At 64.9% G+C, this 22,651-nt stretch carries 28 protein-coding genes; 17 read left to right on the top strand and 11 right to left on the bottom strand.

Going from position 1 to position 22,651, the window contains the following annotated elements; all coding sequences use genetic code 11:
* Positions 1–34: 34 nt before the first annotated feature.
* Entirely contained in the window at positions 35–934 is a 900-nt protein-coding gene (locus tag AB0O52_RS08710) for a diacylglycerol kinase family protein (protein WP_364536211.1), read from the bottom strand.
* A 331-nt stretch (positions 935–1,265) separates the two neighbouring features.
* Here AB0O52_RS08710 and AB0O52_RS08705 point away from each other — a divergent pair, with 331 nt between their 5' ends.
* Positions 1,266–2,159, top strand: a complete 894-nt coding sequence (locus AB0O52_RS08705) for a transglycosylase domain-containing protein (RefSeq protein ID WP_364536208.1) — start codon at positions 1,266–1,268, stop codon at positions 2,157–2,159.
* 64 nt (positions 2,160–2,223) lie between these two features.
* Here the strand turns inward: AB0O52_RS08705 and AB0O52_RS08700 are convergent, their stop codons facing one another.
* The 3 genes from AB0O52_RS08700 to AB0O52_RS08690 are packed head-to-tail and all read right to left on the bottom strand — an operon-like array spanning position 2,224 to position 4,821.
* Positions 2,224–2,865: a hypothetical protein gene (locus AB0O52_RS08700; protein WP_364536205.1), complete on the bottom strand. Its 642-nt coding sequence runs from the start codon at positions 2,863–2,865 to the stop codon at positions 2,224–2,226.
* Positions 2,866–2,908: 43 nt separating this feature from the next.
* Positions 2,909–3,940: an aldo/keto reductase gene (locus AB0O52_RS08695; RefSeq protein ID WP_364536367.1), complete on the bottom strand. Its 1,032-nt coding sequence runs from the start codon at positions 3,938–3,940 to the stop codon at positions 2,909–2,911.
* Positions 3,941–3,948: 8 nt separating this feature from the next.
* Positions 3,949–4,821, bottom strand: a complete 873-nt coding sequence (locus AB0O52_RS08690; protein WP_364536202.1) for an NAD(P)-dependent oxidoreductase — start codon at positions 4,819–4,821, stop codon at positions 3,949–3,951.
* Between the two features lie 382 nt (positions 4,822–5,203).
* On the opposite strand from AB0O52_RS08690, the gene AB0O52_RS08685 reads away from it, so the two are divergent.
* From AB0O52_RS08685 to arfB, 3 genes are all read left to right on the top strand, one after another.
* Positions 5,204–5,458, top strand: coding sequence for a hypothetical protein (locus AB0O52_RS08685; protein WP_364536199.1), 255 nt, complete (start codon positions 5,204–5,206; stop codon positions 5,456–5,458).
* Between the two features lie 45 nt (positions 5,459–5,503).
* Positions 5,504–6,088, top strand: coding sequence for an HhH-GPD-type base excision DNA repair protein (locus AB0O52_RS08680; RefSeq protein WP_364536196.1), 585 nt, complete (start codon positions 5,504–5,506; stop codon positions 6,086–6,088).
* A 64-nt stretch (positions 6,089–6,152) separates the two neighbouring features.
* On the top strand, positions 6,153–6,575 hold the full coding sequence (arfB, locus tag AB0O52_RS08675; RefSeq protein WP_364536193.1) for an alternative ribosome rescue aminoacyl-tRNA hydrolase ArfB: 423 nt from the start codon (positions 6,153–6,155) through the stop codon (positions 6,573–6,575).
* A gap of 6 nt (positions 6,576–6,581) precedes the next feature.
* Here the strand turns inward: arfB and AB0O52_RS08670 are convergent, their stop codons facing one another.
* The 4 genes from AB0O52_RS08670 to AB0O52_RS08655 form a co-directional block, all read right to left on the bottom strand.
* Positions 6,582–6,977: a carboxypeptidase-like regulatory domain-containing protein gene (locus AB0O52_RS08670; protein WP_364536190.1), complete on the bottom strand. Its 396-nt coding sequence runs from the start codon at positions 6,975–6,977 to the stop codon at positions 6,582–6,584.
* 93 nt (positions 6,978–7,070) lie between these two features.
* Positions 7,071–7,460: a heavy metal-responsive transcriptional regulator gene (locus tag AB0O52_RS08665; protein ID WP_364536188.1), complete on the bottom strand. Its 390-nt coding sequence runs from the start codon at positions 7,458–7,460 to the stop codon at positions 7,071–7,073.
* Between the two features lie 66 nt (positions 7,461–7,526).
* Positions 7,527–7,853, bottom strand: coding sequence for a thioredoxin (gene trxA, locus AB0O52_RS08660; protein ID WP_364536185.1), 327 nt, complete (start codon positions 7,851–7,853; stop codon positions 7,527–7,529).
* 198 nt (positions 7,854–8,051) lie between these two features.
* Complete coding sequence (locus AB0O52_RS08655) at positions 8,052–8,687, bottom strand: dihydrofolate reductase family protein (protein ID WP_364536182.1); 636 nt, start codon at positions 8,685–8,687, stop codon at positions 8,052–8,054.
* Between the two features lie 218 nt (positions 8,688–8,905).
* Between AB0O52_RS08655 and AB0O52_RS08650 the strand changes: the two genes are divergently transcribed.
* Positions 8,906–9,652 (top strand): SDR family NAD(P)-dependent oxidoreductase, encoded by a 747-nt coding sequence (locus tag AB0O52_RS08650; protein WP_364536179.1) that lies wholly within the window; start codon positions 8,906–8,908, stop codon positions 9,650–9,652.
* Between the two features lie 47 nt (positions 9,653–9,699).
* Here the strand turns inward: AB0O52_RS08650 and AB0O52_RS08645 are convergent, their stop codons facing one another.
* Positions 9,700–11,007 carry a phosphoribosyltransferase family protein gene (locus AB0O52_RS08645; protein ID WP_364536176.1) on the bottom strand — a complete coding sequence of 436 codons (1,308 nt, stop codon included), beginning with the start codon at positions 11,005–11,007 and terminating at the stop codon, positions 9,700–9,702.
* A gap of 250 nt (positions 11,008–11,257) precedes the next feature.
* On the opposite strand from AB0O52_RS08645, the gene AB0O52_RS08640 reads away from it, so the two are divergent.
* From AB0O52_RS08640 to AB0O52_RS08585, 12 genes are all read left to right on the top strand, one after another.
* Complete coding sequence (locus AB0O52_RS08640) at positions 11,258–12,238, top strand: CapA family protein (RefSeq protein WP_364536173.1); 981 nt, start codon at positions 11,258–11,260, stop codon at positions 12,236–12,238.
* Positions 12,239–12,343: 105 nt separating this feature from the next.
* Positions 12,344–12,802 (top strand): hypothetical protein, encoded by a 459-nt coding sequence (locus AB0O52_RS08635; protein ID WP_364536170.1) that lies wholly within the window; start codon positions 12,344–12,346, stop codon positions 12,800–12,802.
* Positions 12,803–12,900: 98 nt separating this feature from the next.
* Positions 12,901–13,527: a dihydrofolate reductase family protein gene (locus tag AB0O52_RS08630; RefSeq protein WP_364536168.1), complete on the top strand. Its 627-nt coding sequence runs from the start codon at positions 12,901–12,903 to the stop codon at positions 13,525–13,527.
* Positions 13,524–14,612, top strand: a complete 1,089-nt coding sequence (locus tag AB0O52_RS08625) for a DNA polymerase IV (protein ID WP_364536165.1) — start codon at positions 13,524–13,526, stop codon at positions 14,610–14,612. The genes AB0O52_RS08630 and AB0O52_RS08625 overlap by 4 nt, the downstream gene beginning before the upstream one ends.
* 138 nt (positions 14,613–14,750) lie before the next feature.
* On the top strand, positions 14,751–15,344 hold the full coding sequence (locus AB0O52_RS08620; RefSeq protein ID WP_364536364.1) for a sulfite oxidase-like oxidoreductase: 594 nt from the start codon (positions 14,751–14,753) through the stop codon (positions 15,342–15,344).
* A gap of 10 nt (positions 15,345–15,354) precedes the next feature.
* Entirely contained in the window at positions 15,355–16,092 is a 738-nt protein-coding gene (locus AB0O52_RS08615) for an FAD-binding oxidoreductase (RefSeq protein ID WP_364536162.1), read from the top strand.
* On the top strand, positions 16,089–16,451 hold the full coding sequence (locus AB0O52_RS08610) for a DUF6510 family protein (protein WP_364536159.1): 363 nt from the start codon (positions 16,089–16,091) through the stop codon (positions 16,449–16,451). The genes AB0O52_RS08615 and AB0O52_RS08610 overlap by 4 nt, the downstream gene beginning before the upstream one ends.
* A 92-nt stretch (positions 16,452–16,543) precedes the next feature.
* A complete protein-coding gene (locus AB0O52_RS08605) occupies positions 16,544–17,482 on the top strand; it encodes an MTAP family purine nucleoside phosphorylase (RefSeq protein ID WP_364536156.1) in 939 nt (312 codons plus the stop codon).
* Complete coding sequence (locus AB0O52_RS08600) at positions 17,479–18,543, top strand: NAD-dependent epimerase/dehydratase family protein (RefSeq protein WP_364536153.1); 1,065 nt, start codon at positions 17,479–17,481, stop codon at positions 18,541–18,543. Before AB0O52_RS08605 ends, AB0O52_RS08600 begins: the two co-directional genes overlap by 4 nt.
* A gap of 135 nt (positions 18,544–18,678) precedes the next feature.
* Positions 18,679–19,455, top strand: a complete 777-nt coding sequence (locus AB0O52_RS08595; RefSeq protein ID WP_364536150.1) for a glycosyltransferase family 2 protein — start codon at positions 18,679–18,681, stop codon at positions 19,453–19,455.
* The gene (locus AB0O52_RS08590) at positions 19,452–20,156 is read left to right on the top strand and encodes a DUF2064 domain-containing protein (RefSeq protein ID WP_364536147.1); all 705 of its coding nucleotides are present in this window, start codon (positions 19,452–19,454) and stop codon (positions 20,154–20,156) included. The genes AB0O52_RS08595 and AB0O52_RS08590 overlap by 4 nt, the downstream gene beginning before the upstream one ends.
* Positions 20,156–20,938: a class I SAM-dependent methyltransferase gene (locus AB0O52_RS08585; RefSeq protein WP_364536144.1), complete on the top strand. Its 783-nt coding sequence runs from the start codon at positions 20,156–20,158 to the stop codon at positions 20,936–20,938. The genes AB0O52_RS08590 and AB0O52_RS08585 overlap by 1 nt, the downstream gene beginning before the upstream one ends.
* Here AB0O52_RS08585 and AB0O52_RS08580 read toward each other — a convergent pair.
* Positions 20,899–21,411, bottom strand: a complete 513-nt coding sequence (locus tag AB0O52_RS08580) for a hypothetical protein (RefSeq protein ID WP_364536142.1) — start codon at positions 21,409–21,411, stop codon at positions 20,899–20,901. The two genes, AB0O52_RS08585 and AB0O52_RS08580, sit on opposite strands and share 40 nt — an antisense overlap.
* On the bottom strand, positions 21,411–22,628 hold the full coding sequence (locus tag AB0O52_RS08575) for a molybdopterin-dependent oxidoreductase (RefSeq protein ID WP_364536139.1): 1,218 nt from the start codon (positions 22,626–22,628) through the stop codon (positions 21,411–21,413). The genes AB0O52_RS08580 and AB0O52_RS08575 overlap by 1 nt, the downstream gene beginning before the upstream one ends.
* Positions 22,629–22,651: the final 23 nt, after the last annotated feature.

The following is a 22,651-nucleotide window of genomic DNA, read 5'->3' as shown; positions in this document are numbered from 1 at the left end:
CTCCATGAGATTCATTTCGCCGGGCGGCCTTTGTTTATCCCAAGGTGGAGAGAGCCGCCGGGGCGCACTCGATCCTGACTGGCATGTTCGCGGCGACGGATTTCACTTCACCGTCGATCTGGTAGACCAGGGGCGCGATGGTGGTGAACGAGTAGCTGCTGACGCTGGGCTGGTCCCCCAGGCCCTTCGTAGCTGCCCGCAGCGCCGTCAAGAGGACCCGCCACTTTGGCATGTGGGCAAAGGCGATCACTTCGAATTTTCCGTCTGAGAGCTTGTCGTCCGCGTCGCTAAGTGTGGCGTACTTCGCCATCTCTGGAATGTTGGCGAGCACGAGGCTGTCCAGGCTGCGGCGCCCGCCGTCGGCCTGGCGTATTTCGAAGGGCTCAAACTTCGAGAAGGTCCGGATCACCGAGACCATTTCCTTCAGGGCTCCCTTGCCGCCCTTTTCCAAGTCAATCGCCACCACCGGCGTCAGCCCGAAGCCGACATAGGAGTGCGCGTACTCCCCGGGCGAATCCGATCCCTTGCCCGTGTGGACGCGCAGTAGGTCGATGCTCCGCACCCTGCCCCCGGCGATTGCTTCCCCGAGCGGCTGGGTGCCGGTACTCCGCCGGTGGTCATTGGCATTGCCCGCCCCCAGCACTGCGCACACCGCCCTGGGATTGCCGCCTTGCATCACACCGTTGACAACTTCGTTGTAGCCCCCGTCACCACTGACGGAAACCACCAAGACATCCCCTCCACCGCGGACTGCATCGCGTGCCAGCTCGACGGCATGTCCGGCGTGGCTTGTCGGCTGGAGCTTGATGTCCACTGGGTAGTTGAGGAGATCCGCCAGCTCGCCATGGAGACTCTCGGCCAGTCTGCGTGCGTCCCCGGTGCTGTTGGGATTGAAAATGATGACGATCGATTCAAAGGTCCGTGCAGAAGTCATTGCCGCTCCGATTTTTGCTCGTGATGACTTCAGTAAGTGTACTTACAATCGTCCGCCGCACCCTACGGGAGGGCGTCCCGGACTACTTGGCTGAACGGAGCAACCAGCAAGGCCCGGTAGACTTTCTTGCCATCCTGTCCCCTTCAAGGGGTAACCGCGCGGGACGAGAAGCGAAGGCAGACCGATGGACATTCCGACACCGCCGACCTCGCCGCGGCGTCCGCAACCAGCGAGCCCTCCGTCAGGGGCCCGACCCGATCCGGCGCGGGTCAAAGTCATCAGCTACCCCGTGCCGGACCCCTTGGAGCCACAAGGGCCTTTACAGGACCGGGTGAAACAGTCCGCGACGGAGCCGGATCGGGCACAGGAGCCAGCTCCCAAAGCCGGCAAGAAGGCTAAGCGATCCAAACGGAAGTGGCGCCGCAAGGTCCTCCTGGCGCTGATCGTCCCGCTCGTTCTTGTCCAGCTCATCGCCTTCATGTTCAGCATGGGCGTGACCCCGCCACGCACCGCCTACATGCTGGAAGCGGGTGAGCCCAACGTCTACCAGTTCGTCTCGATCAACCACATGAGCCGGCATTTGCTGGCCGCGACCATCGCCCATGAAGACGAACAGCTCGGCACACGCAGTGGGGCCTTCGACGTCGGAGACCTCCAGGCGAGGGCACAGGCGTATTTCCAGGGAAAGCCCGACCCCAGCGGCTCCACCATCCCCCAGCAGCTGGTCAAGAACATTTTCCTCTGGGACGACCAGAACGCTGTCCGCAAGGGGATTGAAGCGGTCCTGGCAACCCAGTTCAGCTACACGTTGAGCCCACAACGCACCTTGGAGCTCTATCTAAACTACGCACAGTTCGGCCCCCATCTGTACGGGGTCTGCGCGGCAAGCTGGTACTACTTCGGAACCCCGCCGTGGAACATGACCGACTATCAGTCCGCGCAGCTGATGGGCGTCCTTCCCTTGCCGGATCTGGTCAAACGGGACCCCAACGGAGGCATCTACCTGGGCACAGGCGTCAACCCAGCTGTGTGGAACCTGGTGAACGGAGCGGCAAACGTCTGGGTCCCCCGGCAGCTCGTTGGCCTGGGCGGATGGCAGGCGGCCGTCGCGACGATCGGCATCACGGACACTGCCGACAGCCATGCCAACCAGCGCGCCGACAACGACGCATGCTCCACCATGCCCCAAAGCGTCAAGGACCGCATCCAAAGCGAAACCGGCTAGGACTACCGGGAACGACTCCGGCAACCGGCAGCCCGTGTACCCGCACGGAGCCTGGAGCCCGGGCTCAGCCGCGCGGGGCAGGTAAGTCCAGGTTCCAATGGCGCGAGACCATCAGCAGCCAGTCGGCGTCGTCCTGGGCTGCATCCGCGGGTCCCGGGGTGATGAAGAAACGGGAGACAACGCGCTGCGAACCTTCGGCGTCTCCGTAAAGGACATCGACGGCGAAGCCGTCGCCGGCCGCTCCCGCGGTTGCGTTGCGGAAGTCGGCCGACTCCGGATCCCGGATTGCAACCTGGCAGAATCCTGCGTCGTTGGCCGGCACGTAGATATCCCGCGTCAGCCGGTGGAACTCCTCCACTGGCGACAGCGGAGCCCTGGCGTCAGGTGGCAGGTGCCAGCCGTGCAGGACCGCCACTCCTGCCCCCGCGTTGCGCACAGACATCAACAGGTACACAGCGTTATCGCTGATCTCGAGCGTGGCATGGCCGCCGCGCACCGCCATCCACTTGCCTTCCATGAACCGCACCTTCTGCGGGGCGTCGGACCAGTTGGAGGGCAGCAAGATGGGGCGCAATCCATTCAGCAGGGCACGCTCCGCCACCCGCGCCGATCGGTTGGCCGATCTCGTGGAAATGAACGTCGCGACGGCCAGGACAGTCGTACCGAGCGCGGTGCCGAGGTTGGAGAGTAGAACCCAGTCGACCATAAGCCACATTCAACGCCTGTGCTGCCCCGCGGGCAATGGAACGCTATCTGCCGCCCTCGATCTTCCGGCTGCGTTGGTTCTGGGCCATCGGGCCGTAAGGATAGACGCCGACGCGCGGTTGGCTGGCCTGCGTGAGGCGGCCGGTTTCCTCGGGGCTGAGTTCCAGGTCTGCCGCGGCCAGGTTGTCCGCCAGCTGATCCGTTGTGCGGGCGCCGAGGATCACGGAGGTCACCGCAGGCCGGTCCGCCAACCAGGCCAGTGCCACTTGGGAGGCACTGACGCCATGATCTGCGGCGATCTTTTCCACGGTTCCGATGACATCCCAAGTGCGGGGATCGTCGTTGCGGGCCTGCCACGCCTCCATGCCGCGTTCCGGGTTTTCACCCAGGCGCGTGGCCCCGGTGGGCGGCACGTCGCGCCTGTACTTGCCGGAGAGCCAACCGCCGCCCAAGGGAGACCATGGCAGCAGCCCGATGCCCGCATCCAGCGAAGCCGGAACGATCTCCGATTCGATCTCACGGACCAGCAGGCTGTACTGCGGCTGCAGGGTCACCGGCGCGCTCCAGCCAAAGGCCTTGGCCACGTGGACGGCCTTGGTCAATTGCCACCCCAGGAAGTTGGAAAAGCCGTAGTAGGCGATCTTGCCGCTGCTGACGGAGTCGTGCAGGAAGCGCAGCGTCTCCTCCAAAGGCGTAATGGGGTCCCACGCGTGCATTTGGTACAGGTCGATTTGCTCTACGCCCAAGCGGCGAAGCGAGTCGTCCAGCGCTCGCGTGAGGTGGCGTCGTGAAGTGCCGACGTCGTTCGGCGCCGTCCCCATCGGGAAGCGGCCCTTGGTGGCCAACACCACGCGGTCCCGCGCATCCGGCCGTTCGGCCAGCCAGCGGCCGATTATTTCCTCCGACACGCCGGCGCTGTAAACATCGGCGGTGTCAATGAAGTTGCCGCCAGCCGCGACGTAGCTGTCCAGGATGTCGCGGGATGTTTCCTCGGTGGCCTCGGCCCCGAAGGTCATGGTTCCGAGCGCGTAGTTCGAAACCACGGCGCCGCTGTTGCCCAAAGTGCGGTATTGCATCATGTTCCTCAATCTTCGACGGGAGTAGTGCGGTTCGAATGGTAAGTGCGCCAAGTGTGTTCGGGCTCGAAGCCCAGCAGTCGCCTGGCCTTATCGATGGAGAGCATGGTCTCGTGCTCGCCCAAATTCTTGATCACCTTGACGTTGGGGAACACCTCGGCAGCCAGGCTGGCACTGGACCGGCTCATGACCGTATCCGCGTTCGCGATGATGAATGCTTCGAAGCCAGGCTTGCCGTTTTCGAGGGCCCGGGCCACAGCCTGCGCACCGTCCCGGCCATCGATGTAACCCCAAAGGTTCCACTTCCGCAGCCTGGCATCGGAGTCGAAGGATGGAAACCGTTCGTAATCCTCCACGTCCATGACATTGGAGAACCGCAGCCCCACGATGCTCAGCTCGGGATCCCACCGCGTCAACTCGATCGCCATCTGCTCTTCCAGATGCTTCACCAGCGAATAGGTGCTCTCGGGCCGGGCCGGGTATTCCTCATCCACCGGGATGTAGGGAGGGTCGACGTCGAAGGGCAGGCCCAGAACTGTCTCACTTGAGGCGTAGACAACCTTTTTGATGCCGGCCCGGCGGGCCGCCTGGAACACGTTGTACGTCGAAAGCATGTTGTTCTGGAACGTCGCGACATCCGGGACGATGCCGGGTGCCGGGATCGCGCCGAGATGCACGACGGCGTCGAAGCCGCTGTGGCGGTCGTCCAGCCCGAGAAACACATCCAGCACCTGGCCGAAGTCACGCAAGTCGACAATCGCCAGACCGGGGCTCCGCTCGCCAGCCCGGTCCAGGTTCAACACCTGGTGCCCGTCCTCGCTGAGCCGGCGCACTACGTGCCGGCCCAGTTTTCCGCTTCCACCCGTCACTGCAATTCTCATCGGTACTCCTTCGAAATAGCCCGGCGGTTTCACCTCGAGAGTAGGGCACAAAGCTGCTCCGGCGCGTGGCCCTCCCGGTCCTAGGAAAGCCAGACACCCGCTCCCGCGGGATGACCTCCGCGGATGATTTTCGCCGACACGGGCAACTTTTTCGGCATTTCAACTTGTGCCCGAGCTGCCGATCATCCACACTGGCTACAGATCCGCAGGAAAATCCATCCGCCGATCAAGCCCGCCGGACTCTACGGCCAGCAACCGCCCCATCACAGAATGCCGGGCACCCCCTCTCGAACCACCGCTTTCCGCCTCCCCGGGTGCGCCTGGACCCGGAAGCCTGTGACCGCTGAGAGCCCCGGCGCTTCCCGCCGAGAAAGAGACCACGATGATCAAACGCCATTCGGACGTCGTCCTGGAAATCACCGCCCACGACTCTGACACCGTCGAAAACGAGCTGAACACCGCCGTCGAAATCGCCCGCGAACACGCCGTCAAGGAGCGCCGTTACGGCATCCTCGTTACCCAGCACGAATACACCAGGTACACCGTCGCCATCAGCCGCGACGTGCCTTACGGACAGACTCTCGAACGGCGCGAATTGCCGGCGAGCTCGCAGACGGATCCCGAACCGGGCTGCTGATTCGACCGGTATGACGCGAATCAAAGCAAGTGGGAGGATGGGCGCATGGAACTGCACATTACGGGCGACCCCGCCGCCGACCAACTCCTCAGCGAGGACGCGTTCGCACTTCTCATCGGCATGCTGCTAGACCAACAGGTGACCATGGAGTCTGCGTTTGCCGGACCCGAAAAGATCCGGTCGCGGATCGGATCCATGTCCCCTGCCGCGATCGCCGATTATGACCCTGCAGGCTTCGTTGAGGTCTTCAAGGAGCGTCCGTCCGTCCACCGTTTCCCCGGCTCCATGGCCGGCCGCGTGCAGGATCTAGCCGCAGTCGTTCAGCGCGATTGGAATGGAGACGCGACCGCCATCTGGACCCGCGACAACCCCGACGGCCAAGAGGTGCTCCGCAGGTTGAAAGGATTGCCCGGCTTCGGAGAGCAAAAGGCAAAGATCTTCCTGGCGCTGCTCGGCAAGCAGTGCGGACTCCAGGCACAGGGTTGGCGCGAGGCTGCCGGCGCCTACGGTCAGGAGAGCGCATTTCTTTCTGTCGCCGACATCGTGGATCCGGAGTCGCTGAGAAAAGTGCGCGCCAACAAACAGGCTGCGAAGGCCGCCATCAAGGCTGCGAAGGCTTCCGGGAGCTGAGACGCCAGCGGGTTCCAGGGGGGCGAGGGCTTTGTTCCCGCAGATATCGTGAAACGCTTGCAGCATGGACCTCGAAGTGTCGCCCGCGCTCACGATTCCGTCGTCGGAACTCGGCTGGCGGTTTTCCCGCTCGCCGGGGCCAGGCGGTCAACATGTCAACACCTCGGACAGCCGCGTCGAACTCTCATGGAATGTGGCCGGCTCCGCAGCGCTTTCCGATGCCCAACGGCTCATGCTGTCCGCCCGCCTCGGACCACGTCTCATCGCCGGGATAATCAGCGTGTCCGCCTCCGAGCAGCGCTCCCAGTTGCGGAATCGCGAGATCGCCCTGGCCAAGCTCTCCCGCCTCGTGGCGGAGGGCCTTGCTCCCGAAGCCGCTGCCCGTCGGGCGAGCAAACCCACCCGGAGCTCGAAGCGGCGGCACCGGGTCGCAAAGGAACACCGGGCGGCAACGAAACAACAACGAAAGCGACCGTCCGCCGAGTAGCCAGGCTTAGCGAATCCCGCTGTCAACAACCAGCGTGATGTGAACCGGGGTCTTCGAGATGACCACCGGCTCAGTCGCCGTCGAGACGTAACCTCCAACATTGCTTGCTTTGATCACGTAACGACCGTCAGGCAACGTGAGATGGAAGGCCCCGGTTCCATCGGTCAGCGTTGAGCCCCGGACAGCTTCACCGTCCAAGGCGACAACCGCTGCCCCTGGGACGGGTCGCGGCGGACACTCCTGACCGACACGTTCGACGGGACACGCCGGGGCGCTCAGGACCAAGCCGGTGACAACCCCGGTGCGCCCTTTGTCCGGACCGCCAGGACCGCCACACGCACATAACGACAGGACCGCGGCCAGCAGGACCAGGACGGATCGCTTCACTTCGCTCACCAACATGTGTCGATTGAGGGAGCTGGATCAAGGGGATCGATCCGCGCCCCTGGGACAATCATATGTGCGTCGGATAAGACACGGGGGTCGGGCGGCTTTTCAGAGGTAGCTGCAGATCCGCTCGGCGTCGCACGCCTCCGGGTCAGCGGCGGCCGCGACGGCGTGGGAGTCGGCGACGGTAGCGCGCAGCGCGACGAGTTCGGCGATCTGCGCGTCTAGGGCGGCCAACTGACCGGCCAGTAGGTCGCGCACATGGGTGCACGTGGAGCGCCCGGCGTCACGCAGAAGCAGGATTTCGCGGATCTGCGCCAGCGCCAGTCCCGCGGCTCGCCCGCGGCGAATGAAGTCGAGCCGTTTAACGGTTTCGCCTGTGTAATCGCGATATCCGTTCGCGGTGCGCTTCGCGGGCGGCAGCAGCCCGTGCTCTTCGTAGAACCTCAAGGCCTTGCTCGTCATGCCCGCCGCTTGGGCGGCTTCACCGATTCGCACCCTGCACCTCGTCTCCCCCATTGACCTTCCACTGTAGGGGAAAGGCGCTCAGACGGTGAAGCAGGGCTAGCGCAAGTAGTCAGCGAATTCCGCTTCGAAGTACCGCTTCGCCCCCACACCGATCACGGAGATTCTTCGTTCGCCGTCCTTGAACAAGAACACCGACGGAACAGAGCTGATCCCGAAGGCAGCCGCGGTTTCCGGATTCTCATCGACATTGACTTTTACGACGTCGATTTTGTCTGCGTATTCGAGAGCGAGCTGTTCCAGGACGGGGGTAAGCCTGGCGCAAGGTCCAGACCAACGCGCCCAGAATTCCACGACGACGGATTTTGGCGACTGCAGCACTTCGGCATCGAAGGACACGTCGGTTACTTCCCTGGTTTTTGCCATTCTTTCCCCCTCTTGAATGCACCCCACCTTTGCACCCTCCCCCAAGGGAAAAGTCAAGGGGATGAATCCGATGATGGAAACATCCCAGGCCCGCCGCTTTGCACCCACCGGTCGTTGACGACTTGGGAATTTGAGCACGAACCGGCAGCGTCACCTCCGGAGGTCACCGGGCCTTGTTGCCGTCGCCCTCGCCCTCTCTCACGCCGGAGCGCTGCCCGGCGGACCGCTGAGCACGGTGGGGACATACTCGAGCAGCTGGAGCCGACCGTCGAAGGTCCTGCTCTCCACCATCTCAAGCGAGACGTCCGGATAGCCGTCGTAGATCCGCTCCCGCCCGGTGCTGCCCGTGATCACCGGGAAAATGACCACCCGGAACCTGTCCACGAGCCCAGCGGTCAGCAACGACCGGCACAGGCTCAGGCTCCCGAGAGTGCTCAAGGGCCCGGTCCCGGTCCGTTTCATCTCCGCCACGGCCTGGACCGGGTCCCCGGTGACCAGCTCCGAATTCGGCCATGCCAGGGGAGCCTGCAGCGTGGAGGAGAAGACGACCTTCGGCACCGCAGCAAGGCCGGTCAGGGTGGCCCCCTCATCCTGGGAGAATCCCGAGCCCTCAGCGGCGGCCTCCTCTGACATCCTGGACATCAGCCGGTACGTTTTCGCGCCAAGAAGGAAGGTGTAGCCCTTCTCCCCCTCCTGCTGAAGCCATGCCAGGTATTCCGGCCCCTCCAGGCCCCACCAGCCGGGCCATCCCTCGGCTGAGGCATACCCGTCCAGGGATATGATCAGGTCGACCATCAGGTCCGCGGATGACGCCGCCGCCGTTGTACCGCCCATGGCCGTCTCCTCGAACTTGATCGACGTCGGTGTCCGCCTGCCCCAGGGACGGGCCGTTCCGCCGGCAATGCTAACCCTGGAGCGATCGGACGTTCAAGGGGCCGCAGGCTGGCCTCTGGTTCAGGACCCGCCCCCTTGGGTCTGAAGAAGCACTTCCTCCGGCGCTGCGCATCGGCTACGGTGAAACGGATTCCCCAAGACAAGAAGGTGGCCGCCACATGTCACTTGTCCTCGTCACCGGCGCTTCCGGCGGTCTAGGGCTAGCGACGGCGACCGCCCTCGCAGACGCCGGGCACGACGTCGTGCTGCACGCCCGCGACGCCAGCCGCGTCACCGACAAAAGTTTTCTCAGCCGCATGCGCGACGTCGTCTACGCTGACCTCGCAGATCTGGATGAGATCGTTGGTCTCGCCCGGCAAGCGAACCGTATCGGGCGGTTCGATGCCGTCATCCACAATGCCGGAGTCCTCAACGGCCCCGAGGTTTTCGCCGTCAATATCGTCTGCCCGTACGTGCTCACCGTGCTGATGACGCCGCCGGAACGGTCGATCGTCCTCAGCAGTTCGATGCACATGTCAGGCTCGACCGACCTCGATGCCGTCGACTTTTCCCGCCCCGGAAACCGGAGCCGCCCCTATGAGGACTCCAAGCTCTACGTCACAGCGTTCGCTCTTGCTCTTGCGGGGCGCCGGACTGACTCCCTGGCGCATGCGGTGGACCCCGGCTGGGTGCCGACACGGATGGGCGGCCGCGCCGCCCCCGACAGCCTCGAAGAAGGCCACCGTACCCAGGAATGGCTCGCCACCGCCGACGAGAGCGAGATCAGCCCGCGCTCCGGCGGATATTGGTATCACCGCAGGCCGCGTCAGCCGCATCCCGCAGCCCGAAGCGCCCAGTTCCAGCGCGAGCTCATGGACAAACTCGAAGCACACACAGGCTTCGCCTTAACCGCCGGAACTGTCTGAGCAAGGGTAAAGCACTATCGCGGTCCACGAATCAGTTCCCACTCCGCCTATCCTTGCGGCAGGTACTGAACAAACCAGTTCATGGCGAGAATCGCCGCCGCCTCCAATGTTCCCGGTTCTTCGAAAAGGTGGGTGGCTCCCGGAACAAGCTCCAGGCGCTTGGGGCAGACCATCACGTCTTGGGCCCTGCGGTTGAGTTCGAGCACCCGGTGATCCGCGCTGCCGACAATCAAGAGCGTGGGAGCGCGGACAAAGGCAAGCCTCGCACCCGCCAGATCCGGACGTCCTCCCCTCGAGACGACCGCGCTGATCTTCCCACCCAGCTCGGCCGCCGCCCATAACGCCGCGCCGGCACCTGTACTCGCGCCGAAGTATCCCACGCTGCATGAAGCCGTGTCCGGCCTTCTGCCAAGCCATCCAGTTGCCGCGATCAGCCTGCGCGCGAGCAGTTCGATATCGAAAACGTTGGCACGATTGAGCTCCTCCTCCGGGGTGAGCAGGTCGAGCAGCAAAGTCCCCAGGCCTGCCCGTCGAAGCGTTGCGGCCACGAACCTATTTCGCGGGCTGTGGCGGCCACTGCCGCTACCATGGGCAAACACCACCACTCGGGCAGTCGATCCGGGCAACTGAAGGTCTCCTCGAAGCCACAACCCGTCAGACGGTATCCGGACTTCCTCATCGGGGCCACGGGATCCCGCTGTTGAAGAGGCATTTTGCAGGCGCTCGGCAGCAGCGGCGAGCAGCCACGCCACCTCGTCGTCGCCCGTCGGTGAGAAGTCACGGTAGTGGTGCCCGACAGCCGTAAGCCGCGGAGGCGTGGCAAGGCACACCACCTCGTCAGGATCCGTCAATCTGGCGAGGACGTCGGCGGAAGCGACAGGAACGGCCAGGATCACTTTGGCTGCCCCCAAGTTCCGAGCAATACGGCATGCCACCCTCGCGGTTGACCCCGTAGCGATTCCGTCATCGACGACGACGGCGATGCGGTCCTTCAGGTCAACGCGGCCCCGGCCAGCGCGAAACCGTCCCACCCGGCCCTCAAGGATAGCCCGTTCCCGACGCTCAACAGCCCGTAATTCTTCCTGTTTGACTCCTGTAGCTGCGAGGACGCTTCGTTCGAGCACATGTGTGCCATCCTCCCCGATGGCGCCCATCGCGAGTTCGGGCTCGGACGGGACTCCCAACTTGCGCACAATGATCACATCCAGCGGTGCGTCCAGAGCAGCTGCAACCTCAAAGGCGACCGGAACCCCGCCACGCGGCACCCCGAGGATGACTGCGTCCTGGCCACGCAGATACATCAGCCGCAGCCCCAACTGCCGCCCCGCATCAGCCCTATCCTGAAAAATCCCCATCGCCGCGGCGTTCCCATCAAGGCTGCCGCACTCCGCGTCCAGACTGGAAAGCAGCAATAAACACACGCAGGGCGGCCTCCTGATCCAACTATCCCCCACGAATCCAGAGCATGCGAGGCCTTTCCGCGAAGAACCGTTCAAGCTGGACTCCTTGGGGTTCGACGACGGTTACCTCGTCTGTCGGTGACTGGCACCGCACGGCGAAACGGCCCATCCTGATAGCAAAGACCTGCCACGTTGGAGGTGGAGAATGCGGATTGCCCTCCTGGGAGATGTCATGCTCGGCCGGCTGGTAAACGACCAGCTCAAGGTCGCTGCTGCCGACTATCCCTGGGGCGATACCCTCCCGGTCCTCCGGCAGGCCGACATCCGATTCGCCAACCTCGAATGCGTTCTCGCGGACCACGGATCGCCTGCAGCCGGCAAGATCTATCACTTCCGCTCGGATGCCAAGAACGTGGAGAGCCTTCACTCCGCGGCGATCGACGTGGTCTCGCTGGCCAACAACCATGTGCTCGACTTCGGTGTCGATGCGCTGTTGGAAATGCTGCCGACGCTCGATTCACGGGGGATCCTGCGCGTCGGGGCAGGAACGGACCTTGAATCCGCCCGCCGGCCGGTGGTCCGGCGGGTGGGAGCAAGTGCTCTCGGCTTTATTGCGTTCACCGATAATGAACCGGGCTGGGAGGCAACCGAGCGAACTCCGGGAATCCACTATGTCCCAGTGGACGGCGGTGACCGGCGGGTGAACGAATTGCTGGACATGGTCCGTCGGACGAAAGCCCGCAACCAGCTGCTGGTCGTTTCGGCGCACTGGGGCGCCAATTGGGGGTCCACGGTCCCGCCCGCGCATCGCGGTTTGGCCCGTGCGCTGATAGACGCGGGGGCCGACATCGTGTTCGGGCATTCAGCCCACATTTTCCGCGGCATCGAGATTTACAAGAACCGGCCCATTATCTACAGCGCAGGGGACTTTGTGGATGACTACGCCGTTGACCCGGATGAACGCAACGATCAGTCATTCGTCTTCCTCCTGGAAACAGAGGGAAACGTGCCTCATATGTTGCGCCTGCATCCGACGAACATCGCCCACCTACAAACCCGGCTGGCGAGCCGGAACGCGGAGAAAATCGCCGGGCGGATGCAGCGGCTGAGCAGGCAGTTCGGCACCCGGAGCACGTGGATCGAGGGCGACAGAGTCTTGGAAATACCGATTGAAGTAGTCTCATGACCGAATTGCTGCTGGCGCGGGAATCATGCCGGGTTCCCGTCCGTTCTCTCCGTTGATGGCCTGCTTCGTAAGCGGGAACAGACACGACAAAAGTTTGGGGACACCATGACGTTGAACGAAACCATTGCCCGTCTGCGGGCCGGACACCTCATGGTCCGCGACGCCAGTGAGTGGGACCAGCTTTCCACGGAGCTACGGCGCGCTTACGACAGCAACGACGACGAACTTATTGAACAGTTGCAGCCACAATTCCTCCAGTCCTGGCGGACGGTCACACGATACGTCCTCCGCGACACCTTCGACGCAGTTGGCATCGTAGTCACCGACCCCGGCCATCCCTGGGGAATCGCAACGCTCACCGCGAACGGAACCAGTTGCGAGCCGCTCCTCTGCCACGCCGGGGAATCAGGAAGTGAAAGGGCAGAGGCCGCCTACGCCGGACTCCGGCTTCTCACTTTCGCGGACACGATGACCAACTACGAGGGCTGCCTGACGCGCCTGTTCGATGAGCAGGACGAAGCAGGGTCGTCCAACTCGAAGGCCAAGCACAAGCCAATCCATTGAACTCGTAGCTTTCGAACGGGTCTCTTGCCTTCCAGCAGCGCGCGCCGAAAAATGGGGCGTGTGGATTTCGGCTCGCCATTCATGCAAGGGAGCGCCCCGTGGGAATCATCGTGGTCGACTTGTTCAGTACCCTTGACGGGGTCTACCAGGCGCCCGGCCGGGCAGACGAAGATCGCGAGGGCGGCTTCGAGTTCGGCGGCTGGCAGGCACCGTACTTCGACAAGGAGTCCGGCGAGGCAATCGGCGCTGGCATCGATCGCCTCGACGCCCTTCTCCTCGGGCGGAAGACGTACGACATCTTCGCTGGTTTCTGGCCCACCGCACCGGCCGACGACCCCATCGCGGCCCGGTTCAACTCCGTGCCGAAATATGTCGCTTCACGCACACTGGCCGAGCCCGCTTGGGCCGGGACGACAGTGCTTGCCGACGTCGCATCCGGGGTCCGCGAGATCCGCGAGCGCCACGACGAGACCCACGTCCTCGGCAGCGGCGACCTCTTTCAGACCCTCCTCGCCGAGGACCTCGTCGACCGGCTCAACCTCTGGCTGTATCCGGTGACCTTCGGCACGGGCAAGCGGATCTTCCGGGACGGCACAGTTCCAGCCGCCTTCGCGGTCGCCCAGCCACCTCGGGCCTTCCCGAAGGGCGCGATTTGGCTCGTTTATGAGCGCGCGGGCGATGTGGTGACAGGCGTGGACATCGAGGCAAAGCGCGCGGAGACATGACAGCCGGCGGCGTGAGTGGAGCCCGGTGGGTGCTCCACGTCGATCTCGACCAGTTCATCGCGGCGGTCGAAGTGCTCCGGCGGCCGGAGCTTGCGGGCAAGCCGATCATTGTCGGTGGTCGGGGCGACCCCACGGAACGGGCTGTGGTGTCGACCGCATCCTACGAAGCACGGGCATTCGGCGTGGGTTCCGGAATGCCCTTGCGCGTTGCGGCTCGGAAAGTGCCCGGCGCTGTGATCCTGCCCGTCGATCAGGAGGCTTACCTCGCGGCGTCCGAAACGGTGATGGCTACCTTGCGAGCGCAGCCCGGCGCCACAGTGCAGGTACTGGGTTGGGATGAAGCTTTTGTGGGCATTGAGACGGAGGATCCGGAAGCCTACGCTCGGCAAGTGCAGGCCGCCGTGCTGGAACGAACGCAACTGCACTGCAGCGTGGGCATCGGCGACACCCTGGTCCGGGCGAAGGTCGCCACTGGATTCGGTAAGCCCGCTGGCGTCTTCCGGCTCACCCGCGAGAATTGGCTCGACGTCATGGGCAGCCGGCCCACCAGGGAGCTGTGGGGCGTCGGCACCAGAGTGTCGGCCCGTCTGGCGAAACTCGGCATCAACACGGTCGCTGAACTTGCAGCGTCCGACCCCCAGGCCCTGGTCCCGGAGTTCGGCCCCAGGATGGGTCCCTGGTACGCGCAGCTTGGACGGGGCGACGGCGCCAGCGTTGTGGACGACACCCCGTGGGTTGCCCGCGGGCACAGCCGCGAGACCACCTTCCAGCAGGACCTCACCGATCCGTCCCAAGTGGAGGACGCTGTGCGGGAGCTGGCGGCGCATGTCCTTGAGGATGTCATGGCCGAAGGACGGCCCGTGGTCGGGCTGACCCTGAAAGTCCGGTACGCGCCATTCTTGACCACGACCCAAGGGAAGAAGATTCCGGAGACATTCGACCGGAACGAAATCCTCGCACGGGCCTTGGATCTCGCAGCCGGAATCGAGGCGGGACGTCCGATCCGGCTTCTGGGCCTGAGGGCCGAAATGGCAATGCCCGACGACGCCCGAAAGGGGCATACGCCCACGCGCGGCGGTTGGTGACGCCGTCGTTCCCTATACGGGCGACGAAGGGTGTTCATTTTTGCCCCCAATCCATTGCGTCTGGACCCTGCGCGGCCCTTGCCCTATCGTTGGGGAACCGAGCACAGTCGGCTTGAGTCTCCGCATCGGAGGTACATGGTGGGCATCATCTCGTCTGGATTTCATGGGAGACGCCAAGGCGGCAATCCGGCGTTGCCACCGGGACAATACGAGACCGGCAGCTTCCCGGTACTTACGGCCGGCCCCGCCCCCCGGATCCCCACTGGCGACTGGGAATTCTTCATCGCCACTGAGTCCGGGCAGCGTCATTCGTGGTCCTGGGACGCATTCATGGCATTGCCCCAGATGGACATCCATACGGATATCCATTGTGTGACCAGCTGGTCCAAGCTGGGCACCACGTGGCGAGGAGTGTCCCTGGACACTCTTTTTGAGAACGTGGAAACAAACTGCAGGTTCACCATGGCCCACTCCTACGGCGGATACACGACCAACGTGCCGCTCCCGGACCTTCTTGGCGGCCGGGCATGGGTGGCTTGGGAATTCGACGGCGAGCCGCTTGAACGCGCCCACGGCGGACCTGCCCGACTCCTCGTGCCGCATTTGTACTTTTGGAAGAGCGCAAAGTGGATCAACGGCATTGAATTGACGCAGGATGACGATCCAGGCTTTTGGGAATCCAACGGTTACCACCTCCACGGCGACCCGTGGCGGGAGGAACGCTACTCATGAGGTGCGTGGGATGAGCACGCTGTGGCGCGTGGCCGACGTCGTCAGCAGCATGCCGGAAACGGAAACCGCCAGAACCATAGGGCTGCGGGTGAACGGCCTGAACGGCAACCTCGCCGGACAGCACATCGACATCCGGCTCACTGCCGACGACGGATACACGGCCGTGCGCTCATATTCCGTGGCCAGGGCGGGCATGGACGAAACCCTGGAGATCACTGTCGACGAATTGGCCAACGGAGAAGTCTCCCCCTACCTGGTCAGGGAACTGGCGGTCGGGGACCAATTGGAGATCCGCGGGCCGGTGGGAGGCTGGTTCGTCTGGAAACCGACGGACACGAACCCCGTTCAGCTCATTGCCGGTGGATCCGGGATCGTGCCGCTCATGTCCATGATCCGCGCACACCAGGCATCGGAAAATCCGTCGCAGTTCCGGCTGCTCTATTCGCTCAAGTCACCGGATGCCGGGTTCTATCGGGAAGAACTCCAAACCTTGGGCCGGGAATCCCACAAGCTGATCATCGACTACGTCTATACACGCGAGGCACCAAAGGGTTGGCCGACCGCTCCGCAACGGCTCACCGCGGAAACGCTGCTGGCCAACATCCTGCCGAAGGACCCCGCCCCGGACACCTTCATCTGTGGCCAGACCGTCTTTGTGGAAACGGTCGCGGAATGGCTCGTGCAGGCGGGATATCCCACCGCCTCCATCAAGACCGAGCGCTTCGGCGGAACAGGAGGAATCCGGTGAGTGGCAAGAACGGCTCCGAACCTCCGGGCGCTAAGGATCCGGGCGCTAAGGATCCGGACCTGGAGGACCAGGACATCGCTGGAATCGCCGGCAATGCGATACCCCATCTGGACGGAAACGCGGTGGCCGGACCCCTGTGGGACTTGTTCCGATTCGATATCGTCGCCGCGATCGGACGGTGCAAGCATTGCGGCGCCGTCCGCGTCTTCGGGGAGACCATGGTGTACGTTGACGCCCCGGGAATCGTTGTGCGCTGCGCTTCCTGCGAGGGTGTGCTGCTGCGCCTCGTGGAGACGCCCACCCGGTACTGGCTCGATGTGAGCGGACTCAGCTATCTGCAAATCGACCGAGAGGGCTAAGGCAACGCGCTCCGTCGGTCCGCGCGCCCACGTTCCGGATCCGTAAGGATTCCACCCGCGACGGCGAGGGCTGACGTTGGCATGATGGGGTCATGTCATTGCTCCTGGGACCGTCCGCAGAACCACATGCCCGGATCGGAATCATTGGCGGAACCGGCCTGTACAAGCTGCCCGGGTCCGTCGTGCTCGACACGCTGGACATCCCGACCCCGTTCGGGCCGCCCTCCAGTCCCGTCACGGTCGCCCGGCTGCCCGCACCAGACGGCGACGGCGACGGCGGCCCGGTGGTCGCATTCCTAAGCCGGCACGGCCGCGGGCACAGCGTTGCCCCGCAGCAGATCAACTACCGCGCCAACCTCTGGGCCCTCAAGAGCCTGGGCGTAGAAGCGGTTATCTCCTCCGCGGCTGTGGGCGGGCTGGTTTCCACCCACGGAACCGGCACTTTTGCCGTACCCGATCAAGTCCTGGACAAGACCTGGGGCCGCGCGGACACCTTCTACGACGGCTCGCTGCCCACCGGGGTGCAGCACTTGCCCGCCGCCGAGCCCTACAGCGCCCGGTTGCGCGCTGCGCTCATCGCCGCCCTGGAGCGCCAGAGGGAAGAGTTCGCCAGGGCGGCCACCGTGGCCGTCATCAATGGTCCGCGCTTCTCCACCAAAGCCGAGTCCGCGGCCCTGGTTCAGTCCGGCGCGCAGCTGATCAGCATGACCCAGTACCCGGAGCCGATGCTCGCCGCGGAATTGAACATGCACTTCGCGGCGCTGGCATTCATTACGGATGCCGACACAGGGCACGATGGCTCCGAACCCGTGACGGCGGAACTGGTTCTGGGCCGCCTGGCGGCCGCGCAGCCACGGATCCTCGCGGTTCTGTCCGACGCGGTGCAGACAGTGTCCGCGGGGTTGGCCGGTGCCGGGCCAGCGAACGACGGCGGAATGTGGCGGATGGCGCTCATGCCAGCTGCCGCGGTGTCCACCGTAATGGGCGCTGCGGGCCCTGTCCGCCCCGGTAGGGGACGAACAGGGCCGTGAGGATATTGGTCACCGGCGGAGCCGGTTTCATAGGCAGCCATATCGTCGATGCCGCCGTGGCACGCGACTGGGACGTCCGGATCCTGGATTCGATGGATCCGGCAGTGCACCCGGTTCGACTGGGGGAAATTTCCGGCGTGCCTGTGCTGGTGGGCAACGTCGGAGACCCGGCTGCAGTGGCAGAGGCGCTCGCGGGAGTCGACGTTGTGGTCCACCAGAGCGCCAAAGTAGGCCTTGGCGTGGACTTCTTCGACGCGCCGGACTACATCCGCAACAACGACCTGGCCACGGCCGTGCTCCTGGCAGGCATGGCCACCTCGGGCATCGACAAGCTTGTCCTGGCCTCCTCGATGGTGGTCTATGGTGAGGGCGCCTACACCGATTCAGCGGGCAATCCGGTCCGCCCGGGCCCGCGCCGGGTGGAGGATCTGGAGCGCGGAATCTTCGACCCCCGCGATCCTGCCACCGGCGAGCTGCTGCTGCCGGCGCTTGTCACCGAAGACGCGGCAATGGATCCGCGGAACGTCTACGCTGCCTCCAAACTGGCCCAGGAAAACCTGGCTTCCGCGTGGGCACGCTTAACCGGAGGAACCGCCGTCGCGCTCCGGTACCACAACGTCTACGGCCCCAGGATGCCCAAAGACACCCCGTACGCGGGCGTAGCCAGCCTGTTCCGCTCGGCACTGGCCCGCGGAGAGGCTGTGCGCGTGTTCGAGGATGGAGGGCAGCGGCGCAGTTTCATCCACGTCAGGGACGTTGCGGAGGCGAATCTCTTGTCCATTGACGCGTTGGTGGCGGGCCGGATCGCGTCGGGCAGCCTGAGGGCCTATAACATCGGCGCCACGGAGGTCCACACGATTGGACAGATGGCCGCGGTCCTGAGCTCTGTCAGCGGGGCGGCTGACCCTGTGATCACCGGCGAATTCCGGCTGGGCGACGTCCGACATATCACCGCCAGCTCGGCCAGGGCCCGGGCCGAGCTGGGTTGGATCCCCAAGCATGGTTTTGAGGACGGCATGCACGAGTTCGCCACCGCACCGTTGCGGGGAGACCAAGGCTAGCCGACCGCGCCCGCCGGAGGGCAAACGTCCCGGTTCCGTAAGGATTTCCGCCTGTCGCGCCGGGCCTGTGGATTCTACGGTCAAAGGGTGGAGAAAGAGCAATGCGGTACACACGGTTCACGCGATGGAATCGGCATGGCCGGCCTCCAGAGCGGGCCAGTTGATGACGACGGCGGTCCGCCCGCGGCGCTGGTAGACGTGGTGCTGCCGTGCCTCAATGAACGTCCGGCCCTTCCCAAGGTGCTCGGGGCCTTGCCACCCGGATACCGCGCGATCGTCGTGGACAACGGGTCAACCGACGGCTCCGGTGCCCTGGCCGCCAGCCTGGGGGCCGCCGTCGTCGACGAACCGAGGCGCGGCTTTGGCGCGGCGGCGCATGCCGGACTGCTGGCGGCCACGGCCGAGTTTGTGGCCTTTTGCGATTGCGATGGTTCGCTGGACCCTTCCCAACTGGCCACGATGCTGGAGCTCGTCTGCACTGGTCGTGCCGATCTGGTGTTGGGTGCCCGGCGTCCTGCCCGCGGTGCCTGGCCGATCCACGCCCGCTTGGCCAACATGGCCTTGAGCTGGCGATTGCGCCGGCTGACGGGTGTCCCTGTCACGGATCTTGGCCCCCTTCGCCTTGCCCGTCGCAGCGCCATCCTGGGACTGGACCTCAGGGACCGACGCAGCGGATACCCGCTTGAGATGTTCCTCAAGGCCCACCGCGCCGGTTGGCGTGTAGTCGAGATCCCGGTCGACTATGCGCCCCGCGTGGGGAAGTCCAAGGTCACTGGGACATTCCGAGGAACCGTCACGGCCCTCAAAGACATGGCAACGCAATTGGCCGCCGCTTCGGGGCGGACACCGCAGACGGAGGGCGGCAGCTCGGCGGATCGGCCAGCGGCCGACGCCGAAAGAGCGACGCCGTGAACCTCACCATCGCCGTCATCGCCAAAGAGTGCAGCCCAGGAATGGTCAAAACGCGGCTTACTCCCCCGCTCACCCCGGAACAGGCCGCAGCCTTGGCCCAGACCAGCCTGAGCCAGACACTGGAAACGGTGCGGTCCCTCCCCGCAGCCAGGCGGTTGCTGGTGTTTGACGGTACGCCGTTGCAGGGGGACGCTGCTGGTTTTGAAGTATTCGCCCAGGGCACCGGCGGCCTTGACGAGCGGCTGGCGGCCATCTGTTCACTCGCGGCCGGACCCCTGCTGATCCTTGGCATGGACACGCCCCAGCTATCCCGTGACCAGTTGGCCCCGCTGCTGGCGGACTGGGCAGCGCCCGCTCCGGTGGCGCTTCGCCGCGCGTGGCTCGGCCCGGCGTCGGACGGCGGCTTCTGGGCGTTGGGCCTGTACCGGCCCGACGGCGGTTTGCTCCGCGGGGTGGAAATGTCCACCCCGCGGACCGGGGCGCACCAACTGGACCGGCTGACCCGCGCCGGCCTGGACGTGGGACTGTTACCCGTCTTGACGGATGTGGACCACTTTGCCGACGCCCTGGCTGCTGCGCAGCGATGCAGCGGAACCCCCTTTGCCTGCGCAGTCGAGCGCTTGGCCACGGGGCTGCAAGCGGCGGGTATGCCGGTTGAGGCGCTGTCCGCGGCTGCGCCCACCCGAAGGACTGCCCCGTAATGAGCATCCAGGCAGCCTCCAGGGGTACCGACGCGAGGGACGCTGACGCTCTTGCTGCGGACACCGGCAGGCTTGCCCCGTCTGGACAAGCTCTATTGGGACAAGCTCTATTGGGACAGGGTCTATTCGGACAGGGCGGCCACGAACCGTATGCCCGTAGCCTGCCCCTCGGCCTGGGTTGCCTGACGCTGCGTCCGGCCTCTGCCTGCCACGAAACCATCGGCCCCGTTCACTTCAACGTGCTCGGCTGGTCCGCGCCGGCCACGGCAAGCGAACGCGAACTGCTGCATACCCTCCGTGGGCCGGTCCTCGATGTGGGCTGCGGCCCGGGCCGGATGCTGGAGGCCGCCCGGGACCTGGGACTGGCCTCCCTGGGCGTCGATTCAAGCCCGGCCGCGGTGCGGCTGGCAACCGCCCGCGGCGGTGCGGCCATCCTTGGCTCCATCTTTGACCCCGTTCCGCACGAGCAAGGTTGGGGTTCGGCCCTGTTGCTGGACGGCAATATCGGCATCGGCGGAAACATCGGGGTGCTACTGAAGCGCGTTGCGTCACTGCTGGCGCCGGGCGGTCAGGTGCTGGCAGAGGCCGAAGGCCCGGATTCCCTCGATGTGGCCTATCTGGCGGTGCTGGAGGATTCCGACGGACGGGCCAGCGCCGCCTTTCCCTGGGCCCGCGCCGGCGCGAAAGCGCTCGCCCTGCACGCGGCCCGGGCAGGGCTGGATACCGCTGTCACCCGGACGCTTCAGGACCGGGTCTTTCTGACCTTGGAACGTCGGCCGTAGAGTCCGACTGCGGCCACAACCGCAGCCGCGGCCACCACCAGGACCACCCAGAAAACGCCCAGGACCAGCGCATAGTCCCCCTGCAGGACGGTGCCGTTGGCGCCGCTGCCCGGACCCCTTGGCTGGAGCACCTGCTGGGCACGGACCAGTGGGGCTGCGACCAAGGTCACCACTGCCCCCACAAGCAGGGCACCGCGCACAATTCCCTGCTGGACAGGGCTCAGCCCATACGTCAGCCGCGACAATCCGCCGCCGGCCAGCGTCGTCAACGGAACCAGCACGCCGTCGTGCACCAACAACGCCACGGCAAGCCAGGCCGCCACACCGATCAGCTGGGCAGGCGGCACATTGGCCAGGAATCCGAAGAGCGCATAACCGAGAGCCGCCAGGCCCAAGGCGCCCAGGGCCGCTCTCACCCACCAGACGGTCCTGTGCCCCGCCGGCGCCGACGGACGCACCAAGGGCAGGCGCATCAGATCACCTCCACTTTGTGCACCCATTTGGTCTGGAGGACCCCCGGGCGGCCGGGTGCGATGATCCGTGCCGGATAGCCGTGGTCCAGGTCCAGGGGTTCACCGTTGAGCTCGAGCGCCAGCAATGTCTGCTCGTCCTGGCTGTATGCGGCCGGCATGAAGGAGCGCCCGTAGACGCCGCCCTTCTCCATGCTGGAAATCTGCAACTCGGCATCCGCCGGGGCGCCCACCGTTGCCATGAGGTCCCTGATTCGGACACCGCGCCACTGGGCCCCTTGGCTCCAGCCTTCTACGCAGGCGATGGGCAATCCGTAACTGTACTGCGGCAGGGCCGCCAGTTGTGCCCGCGTGAACGTCTTCTGCACCGATCCCGAAGACACGGTCAGCACCCAGTCGGGAGCCAGCGCGGCGTCAGCCACACCTGCCTGGGCTGCGGTCCTGTTGATGGGTACGCCCTGCGGGCCGGTATCCATTCGACGCGGCGCGAAGAGGTTCAGGCCCGATAGCCAAGCGAAGGACTGGCCCGCCGTCGTTAGGACGACGACGCCGGTGCCGGCGGTGATTGCCGCCAGGAACCCCCTGCGGCTCCAGCTGTGCCCGCGTCCAGGCTTCACGGCTGCCGGGACCGCATTGCCGGCCCCGATTCCCCCTTCAGCCTCCGCGGCGATAGCGGCCGCGTCCGATCGACGGCTCCAATGCGCCCGTATGAGCGGCAGCTTGATAGCGATGTGAAGCGCCAATGATCCGATGATGACCCAGGCCAGCCAATAGTGGACATCCCTGAAAGAAAACGGCCAGGGGTACCACTGGAAAGTGTTGAGCAATCCGATGGTGACTTCCACCAGCGAAGCGGCTACAAAGAGCGCAATCGAGGCCCGTTCGAGTGCATGCACCACGGATTTCAGCGGAGGCCAGCGCAGGAGTTCTGGGTACACGGACCATAGCTTGGCCGCCAGGAGCGGGATGGACGCGATCCCGGTGGTGACGTGGATGCCCTGCGTAGCCACGTATAGCCACACGGGACGGGTAAGGAAGAGCATCCAAGTTGGCGGATCCTGCAGAAGGTGGCTGAACAACCCGGTCACGAAGCACACACTGAAGGCAAGGCCTAGCCAACGGCCCAGCACCACCGTCAGCCGCCTGCTGCGCAAACGTGAGGAGAACCGTCCGTTCACCGCTTCCATCCGCTGTTGGAGGAAAGTGGTCAATCTGTCCATACCTTGATCAGACCACCAAGACC

Source organism: Arthrobacter sp. NPDC080073 (assembly GCF_040686575.1).
Classification (GTDB): Bacteria; Actinomycetota; Actinomycetes; order Actinomycetales; family Micrococcaceae; genus Arthrobacter.
This window is presented reverse-complemented; position numbering and strand designations above follow the sequence as displayed.